Origin of the sequence: Pseudomonas syringae group sp. J248-6 (assembly GCF_032586995.1) — a bacterium.
Lineage (GTDB): Bacteria > Pseudomonadota > Gammaproteobacteria > Pseudomonadales > Pseudomonadaceae > Aquipseudomonas > Aquipseudomonas amygdali.
Window position 1 is genome coordinate 217,089 of the sequence record NZ_JAWHOP010000008.1, and the last position, 7,106, is coordinate 224,194.

At 58.4% G+C, this 7,106-nt stretch carries 7 protein-coding genes; 3 read left to right on the forward strand and 4 right to left on the reverse strand.

From position 1 onward, the window contains the following. Positions 1-3 precede the first annotated feature (3 nt). Complete coding sequence (locus RYC17_RS13445) at positions 4-618, reverse strand: TetR/AcrR family transcriptional regulator (protein WP_005754529.1); 615 nt, start codon at positions 616-618, stop codon at positions 4-6. Positions 619-812: 194 nt separating this feature from the next. Here RYC17_RS13445 and RYC17_RS13450 point away from each other — a divergent pair, with 194 nt between their 5' ends. From RYC17_RS13450 to RYC17_RS13460, 3 genes are all read left to right on the forward strand, one after another. After that, the gene (locus RYC17_RS13450; protein ID WP_044323058.1) at positions 813-1,910 is read left to right on the forward strand and encodes an MBL fold metallo-hydrolase; all 1,098 of its coding nucleotides are present in this window, start codon (positions 813-815) and stop codon (positions 1,908-1,910) included. A gap of 112 nt (positions 1,911-2,022) precedes the next feature. Beyond that, positions 2,023-3,249 (forward strand): cyanate transporter, encoded by a 1,227-nt coding sequence (locus tag RYC17_RS13455; protein WP_316903350.1) that lies wholly within the window; start codon positions 2,023-2,025, stop codon positions 3,247-3,249. A 68-nt stretch (positions 3,250-3,317) separates the two neighbouring features. Then, positions 3,318-4,253, forward strand: a complete 936-nt coding sequence (locus RYC17_RS13460; RefSeq protein ID WP_316903353.1) for a LysR family transcriptional regulator — start codon at positions 3,318-3,320, stop codon at positions 4,251-4,253. 7 nt (positions 4,254-4,260) lie between these two features. Here the strand turns inward: RYC17_RS13460 and RYC17_RS13465 are convergent, their stop codons facing one another. From RYC17_RS13465 to RYC17_RS13475, 3 genes are all read right to left on the reverse strand, one after another. Further along, entirely contained in the window at positions 4,261-4,410 is a 150-nt protein-coding gene (locus RYC17_RS13465) for a hypothetical protein (protein WP_058428163.1), read from the reverse strand. 118 nt (positions 4,411-4,528) lie between these two features. Next, complete coding sequence (locus RYC17_RS13470; protein ID WP_058409062.1) at positions 4,529-5,206, reverse strand: type 1 glutamine amidotransferase domain-containing protein; 678 nt, start codon at positions 5,204-5,206, stop codon at positions 4,529-4,531. Positions 5,207-5,365: 159 nt separating this feature from the next. After that, positions 5,366-6,583 carry an aldose 1-epimerase family protein gene (locus RYC17_RS13475; RefSeq protein WP_058400980.1) on the reverse strand — a complete coding sequence of 406 codons (1,218 nt, stop codon included), beginning with the start codon at positions 6,581-6,583 and terminating at the stop codon, positions 5,366-5,368. Between the last annotated feature and the right edge of the window lie 523 nt (positions 6,584-7,106).

Here is a 7,106-nt window from a genome sequence, read left to right on the forward strand (position 1 = left end):
GCGTCAGGGAGTCACTTCGTACCAGCCCAGAAACATGTTCAGCGCCGACTCGACCACATCACTCTGCTCCTGAGGGTTGAGCAGTGCGGCATTGAAGGTCACCTGTGGCCAGAATGCGAACGACTTGAGCAGCGCGTGCATCTGCGTCGCCGCAAAACCGGGGTCGACCGGCTTCAGACGACCGCCTTTCTGGGCTGCCCGGATCCACGCGCTGAAGGTTTCTTCGCGCTCATTGATACGGGCCATCCACACTTGAGCGCGCTCGGGTGAGTGAATGGTCGCGCCCACCACGACACGCGCCAGGTCGAGAAAATTACTGTTGGTGAGGTTGCGCATCTTGCCCCACAGCAGGTCTCGAAGTTGCTCGCGCAGACTGACATTGGGGTGATAAATCACTTCCGATTGTGGCGGAGCACAGTTCCACAGACGCTGCAGCATCTCGGCGAACAGTTCTTCCTTGCTGGGGAAATGGTTGTAGACCGTGCGTTTGGACACCTCGGCCCGAGCAGCGATGCGGTCCATGCTGGTGACCTCGAAACCACGATCGCCAAATTCGGCAATAGCTGCCTGGACGATGGATTCGCGTTTCTGATCGGTGAGGCGCATGGGTGCGGTCATAGGTTCGCTTCAAACGGACGTTTAGAGAAAGTTACACTCAGCAGTTTACTTGTCGCCAAGGATCATGCAAGCTTAAAACTACACCGTGTAGTGTAAAACACTGTTACATATTTTTCATCGCGCATCCTGCAACGGGATCACGTACAAAGTATGCACGGCTGGAGCCTCAACCTGTCCCCAGGAGTCAGCAAACCATGGCCTCGACACATCAGAAAAAGGATGCTTCTTCACTGCCTGTCCTGTCCCGTCATGAGGGGCGATATCGGAACCACGCGACGATGAAACCGGCGAGTCTGCTGCGAACACTCCGCATTTTCTGGGATCAGGCATTCAATAAGCCCAAGGATACGCGCCCCGCAGGCGAAATTCCGGTACAGCCGCTGTCGCGTCAGCAGTTGCTGGCAGCGCCGAACAACACGGTGTACCGCCTCGGGCATTCGACGGTCCTGCTCAAATTGCGCGATCAGTTCTGGTTGACCGACCCCGTGTTTGCCGAGCGCGCGTCGCCGGTGCAGTGGGCAGGGCCGCAGCGCTTTCACCAGCCGCCGATCAGCCTCGAAGAGTTGCCGCCGATCAAGGCGGTGATCCTTTCGCACAACCACTACGACCATCTGGATCGTATGGCGATCAAGGCGCTGACCGACAAGACCGAGCATTTTCTGGCACCGCTTGGTGTGGGCGATACGCTGATTGAATGGGGCGTACCTGCGCACAAGGTCCGCCAACTGGACTGGTGGCAGTCCACCGAAGTGGCGGGCATCGAGTTCGTCGCTACGCCTTCGCAGCATTTTTCCGGGCGTACGCTGCTCGACAGCAACCGTACCCTGTGGGCGTCCTGGGTGATGATCGACGGCGATCAGCGGATCTTTTTCAGTGGCGACAGCGGCTACTTTGATGGCTTCAAGACCATCGGCGAGCAATACGGGCCGTTTGATCTGACGCTGATGGAAACCGGGGCCTATAACGTCGAATGGCCGCATGTGCACATGCAACCCGAGCAGACGCTGCAGGCACATCTGGACCTGCGCGGCCGTTGGTTGCTGCCGATTCACAACGGCACCTTCGACCTGTCGATGCACGCCTGGCACGAACCGTTCGATCGCATCCTGGCGCTGGCCTGGGAGCAGAATGTTTCGATCACCACGCCGATGATGGGCCAGCCGTTTTATGTGCAATACCCGTGTCGCGGTTTGACATGGTGGCTGGGCGTCGATGAAGTTGCCGAGCCTGAACCCGAGCCCGAGCAGCACGGCCGCGTAACGAACTGCAAATGCCCTCGGCAGAATGCCTGAAACTGCCCGCGCCATTGCTGAACTGATTTTTAAATAGCAGCACCCAGATTTTGATTTGTCATATGAGCACGCGCCCGGCCTAATCCTGACCATCAAAAGTGATGGTGACGGTATGCAGGTGCGTAGCTCGGCGGTTCGGAATATGGGGTTGATGGTCAGTATCGTACTGGTGGCGCTAAACCTGCGCCCATCGATGGCTGCGGTCGGTCCGTTGCTTGCGGCGATTCGTCTTGAGGTGCCGCTGGGCTTCGGGATGGCGTCGTTACTGACCATGCTGCCGATCATGGCCATGGGGCTGGCGATGTTTTTCGGCATCGGCATCGCGCGTTACCTGGGGACGCATCGCAGCATCCTGCTTTCACTGGTGCTTATCGGCCTGGCCACACTGGCGCGCCTGGTTCTCGATTCTGCTGTCGAACTGATTTTCAGCGCTGTGCTGGCAGGTCTTGGCATTGCCTTGATTCAGGCGCTGATGCCCGCATTGATCAAATCGCGTTTCAAGGCCAACGTCTCATTGTGCATGGGCCTGTATGTGACTGCGATCATGGGCGGAGCGGCTCTGGCCGCATCATTCAGCCCATTGGTGATGAGCAGCAGCGGCAGCTGGCGTGGCGGTCTGGCGGTGTGGTCGCTTCTGGCGCTGTTGGCAGTGTGCTTCTGGTTCGCCCAGCGGCGCGTGTTGCAGGTCGACGCTTCAAGCGCTGCCGGGCCCCGGCAGGCTTTTTTCCACATGCCTCGGGCCTGGATGCTGGGAGTTTTCTTTGGCCTCGGTACTGCGTCCTATACCTGCGTGCTGGCCTGGCTTGCGCCGTATTATCTGGAGAACGGCTGGAGCGAGCAGGATGCCGGGCTGTTGCTGGGCTTTCTGACCCTGATGGAGGTAGTATCGGGTCTGCTGGTTCCGGCGCTGGCCAACCGCAGTCACGATAAACGCGTGGCGCTGGCGATGCTGCTGGTGTTGATGATGATCGGTTTTACCGGGCTGATTCTGCTGCCGCAGCGGCTGGGCCTGCTGTGGACCTGCTTGCTGGGGTTGGGTATCGGCGGTTTGTTTCCGATGAGCCTGATTGTGTCGATGGACCATGCCGATGATCCTCGCCAGGCAGGCGGCCTGACCGCATTCGTGCAGGGCGTGGGTTACCTGATTGCCAGCCTGTCGCCGCTGTTTGCCGGAGTAATCCGCGACTTGACGTGCAGCTTTGCAGGCGCGTGGTGGTCACTGATAGCGTTGGTCGCGATCATGCTGTTGATGGTGGTGCGGCTCGATCCCCGACGCTATGCTGAGCACCTGCGCAGCGCCGGCGTCAAACCGGTCATTATTGGCGAGGGGGCGGCATGATTGCATTTTGATGCTATCTTGTTCGCGTGGACCTGATCGTCCGGTCGCAGTGCCAGCGAGATGCCTCAATGCTCAACAGTAATGCCCTGAGAAAGCTGGACATGCAGGACCTGATGGTCTTTGTCTCGGTTTATGAACAGCGCAACCTGACCCTGGTCGCAGATGCGCTGCATGTCAGTCAGTCAACGGTTAGCTACTGCCTGAAAAAGCTGCGCGCCAACTTCGAAGACGATCTGTTCATCTGCACCCGCAATGGCATGCGTCCGACCCGCAAGGCACTGGCCATGCACGCCCATGTGCAGCAGATTCTCGAGTCGGTCAATTTGTGTCACGACGGCCTGGGCCTGTTTGATCCGACCCGCAGGCAAACCACTTTCACGGTATGTGCCCCCGAGTATTTTGAACTGCTGGTATTGCCGCACCTGATGCGCGACTTTGTCGCCGCTGGCTTTTCGGTAACGGTCAATGTGCAGAAGCTTGAGAAGCAGTTGCCCGCCGAGCAATTGAACGACGGTCGTTTTGACCTCGCCCTGTGCTTCGGACCGGGCTTTCACCGAGTCCCGGACAGCCTGGTTTCACAAGTGTTGCTTGAAGATGATCTGGTCTGCGTCATGGACGCCCGGTTCGCGCCGCTCAGCGCCCTGATCGACATTCAGACCTTCATCGGGCATCGCCATGTGTACCCGACGCCATGGACGTCCGACACCAACATGGTCGATGGCTGGCTGCAACGGCAGGGGCTGGAGCGCAACATTGTCGCGCGCGCGAACAGTTACCGCGCGGCGTTGCAATTGCTCGAGGGCACAGATTTCATTCTGGTGCTGCCAAGGCGCATTCAGACCCTGCTGGGCAATGAGCCATGGATTGCCGAGTTCGAGCTGCCGCCGGATCTGCCTGGTTTCAGTCTGGACATGCTGTGGAGCGCTCAGGCCGATCAGGACGAGGCCAGTGGCTGGCTGCGTGAGCAAGTCGTGAAGGTCTGCGCCGAGCGCGGTCTGCTCTGACGCGTGGTCAGTTGCCAGACTTGTCTTTCTGCGGGTCTGGCGAAGTACCAGGCCGCGGTTGCTCGCCCTGTTGATTGAGCTGTTTGTTCTTCTCGCCCACTTTACCGGCGTTTTCCGGTTTGTGATCGAGGTCTTCGCGTTTGGATTCATCTGCCATGACCGTACTCCAGATTATTGGGCTATCTGTTGGTTGGTCACTGAAGGTTCTGCAAGATTCGATTTATATGACACGCGGTCCGGAGCAGTCTTTTTCGGCCCCGAACCGCAAAAACGTGTCAGCTCAGCAGGGTCAATACGTCTTTGGCAGCCTGTGCGGAGCTGGCCGGGTTTTGTCCGGTGACCAGCTTGCCGTCGGTCAGTACGTAGACGCTCCAGTCATCGCCCTTGGAGTAGTCACCGCCCAGTTCCTTGAGCGTGTCTTCAACCAGGAAAGGCACGACATTGGTCAGGCCAACGGCCTCTTCTTCGCCATTGGTGAAGCCGGTGACGCGGCGGCCCTTGACCAGCGGCTGACCGTCCGACGCTTTTACGCGGCGCAGCACGCCCGGCGCATGACACACCAGACCATGAGGCTTGTCTGCCTTGGCGAATGCTTCTATCAGGGCGATCGAGTGCTTGTCTTCGGCCAGATCCCACAGCGGACCGTGGCCGCCAGGGTAGAACACTGCATCGAAATCCGCAGCGTTTATGCCCGACAGAAGGCCAGTATTGGCCAGCACTTTCTGGGCATCGGCATCTTTGGCGAAACGCTCGGTTTCCGGGGTTTGTGCATCAGGCTCGTCGCTTTTCGGGTCTAGCGGCGGCTGACCGCCAGCAGGCGATACCAACGTGACCTCGGCACCAGCATCCTTGAACACATAGTAGGGCGCTGCGAACTCTTCGAGCCAGAAGCCGGTTTTCTTGCCGGTGTCGCCCAGTTGGTCATGGGATGTCAAAACCATCAGGATTTTCATATTCGTGCTCTTCATTGAAGGGTTGAGAGTGTGTAGACACACAAAAGCCTGAAGGGTTGTCAGAATATTTTACGACCATAACGTTTCAAGGCCGGACTTCAACGTTGTGGGTACGTCAAAGCCCGGCCTTGCTTCAGCCGCTGATCATTGCCCTGCAGTTCATTGCTCTTTGCTGAGGTCCACCAGCGGCTCTTTGCGCACCTCAGTCTCGCGACCGTCCTGAATGCTCTTGACCTGGCCAAGCGCCTTGTCGACCGCGCCCTTGTCAGCCAGCAGGCTGTAGCTGATCTGGAACTGACGTTGCTCTTTGGGCGCAATGGTCGGTACCAGATTCAGCGGACGCTGGAAGCGGCGGTTGTAGGAGAAGCTGGTGCCCGGTTCCAGTCCGGTCACGTAACCCTGGCCTTTGGTGTCAGTGTTTTTCCACAGTGAAAACACCGGCAATTGCCTGGTATTGAAACCGACCGACACACCCAGGCTGCCTGCCTTGTTGTGCAGCACGGTCAGCGTATCGCCCTTGGCATCGCCATAAGGCACGACGTTGTAGACCGTTTCGTCATAATCCGGCGTCGGTGCACGGTAGGTCTGCCAGTCGCCCAGATCACCCTTGGCCTTCTCGTTGAACGGTGAAACCTGCTTGACCGGCGCTTCGAAGCGCGCCCCTTGCTCAAGGAACGGTGTGCTGAAGTTGCTGTGGTACAGCGCCTGGTATTCCTTCGGATAATCGCCATTGTTGGTCAGCGTATCGTTGAGCGAAAAGCTCGTGCTGCCTGGCTCGGTGACCAGTTCGGTCTGCACCGAAAAGTCGACCTTCTTGAACGCCTGCTCCTTCAGCTCACCCTTGAGGCGGATCGCGTAAGGCGGCTTTTCGTCGATCTGCAGCGTCACTTTGCTGGCCGGAATGTTGGCAGCGCGGCCGTGCAGGGTCAGCAGTTCGCCATTGTCCATGCCCGGGTGACCCACCCACTCGTAGCCGCAACGGGTCACCAGTTCGTTGAAACCCTCCAGCCAGCCCAACCCGCCGCGGCCATTGAGTTCGATGAAGGCCGGATTGACCACATCCTTGACCGGTGAATCCCAACCCATGCGTACATCACCCACCGATGCCTGCAGCACGTTCATACCGCGGGTAGGCACCACAGAAAGCTTCATTGTGCCGTTGTCGATATCGATGATGCTCACGCCTTCCTGACGACCGCCGTGCAGGGTTCGCATCGTGACAGTGAACGGCTTGTCGGTCTTGACGCCCAGTTGCTGACTGGTGATCTGCTGATTCTGCGCAGCCTTGTCGGTGTCGAGCAGCACGTAGTCCCAGGCAAACACACTGGAAGCGGCTGTGAGGGCGCCGAGGCCTACGAGCAGGGGAAGGGATTTCATGGTGGTGGTCCTTCTGTAATTATTGGAATTATGGTGCTGCCTATCGTTTGAGCAGCTATTTAACGCCTAGTTAATCGATTCAGCAATGGGCCGATTCCAGACAAAGTGCTTTTCAATCAACATGGCACTGAAGACGCAGAGTGCGACGTTATCGAAGTAACTCGCCGAGGGACGAAAAGGTGACCTGAGTCGAGCCCCAATTCACCTTACACCACAGAACCGGCATGTGACGCAGAGCGTCACGAACTGCATTCCTACGCGGAGCGTTGGAACGATGGTCAAACAGCAGCCGCTCTCAGCGCATTGCTTTTTTACCGCGATGGCACTGACGACGCAGTGTGCGACGTTAGTGACGGCTGAGTCCTGGCGCTGATCCGGGGGTAGCCTGGCGTCCTGCCAGGGCGAAGGAACCCGACGAAGTCGGGCCGGAAACAGGAGCGAGGGGGTTTGCCTACTTTGGCCCCATCAAAGTAGGTCGCCGAGGGGCGAAAAGGTGACCTGAGCCGAACCTCAATCCACCTGA

What these genes read in the sequence shown, in the direction of transcription:
- RYC17_RS13475 (WP_058400980.1), bottom strand. Translation starts at nt 6,583, where the DNA reads ATGAAATCCCTTCCCCTGCTCGTAGGCCTCGGCGCCCTCACAGCCGCT.
- RYC17_RS13470 (WP_058409062.1), bottom strand. Translation starts at nt 5,206, where the DNA reads ATGAAAATCCTGATGGTTTTGACATCCCATGACCAACTGGGCGACACC.
- RYC17_RS13450 (WP_044323058.1), top strand. Translation starts at nt 813, where the DNA reads ATGGCCTCGACACATCAGAAAAAGGATGCTTCTTCACTGCCTGTCCTG.
- RYC17_RS13465 (WP_058428163.1), bottom strand. Translation starts at nt 4,410, where the DNA reads ATGGCAGATGAATCCAAACGCGAAGACCTCGATCACAAACCGGAAAAC.
- RYC17_RS13455 (WP_316903350.1), top strand. Translation starts at nt 2,023, where the DNA reads ATGCAGGTGCGTAGCTCGGCGGTTCGGAATATGGGGTTGATGGTCAGT.
- RYC17_RS13445 (WP_005754529.1), bottom strand. Translation starts at nt 618, where the DNA reads ATGACCGCACCCATGCGCCTCACCGATCAGAAACGCGAATCCATCGTC.
- RYC17_RS13460 (WP_316903353.1), top strand. Translation starts at nt 3,318, where the DNA reads ATGCTCAACAGTAATGCCCTGAGAAAGCTGGACATGCAGGACCTGATG.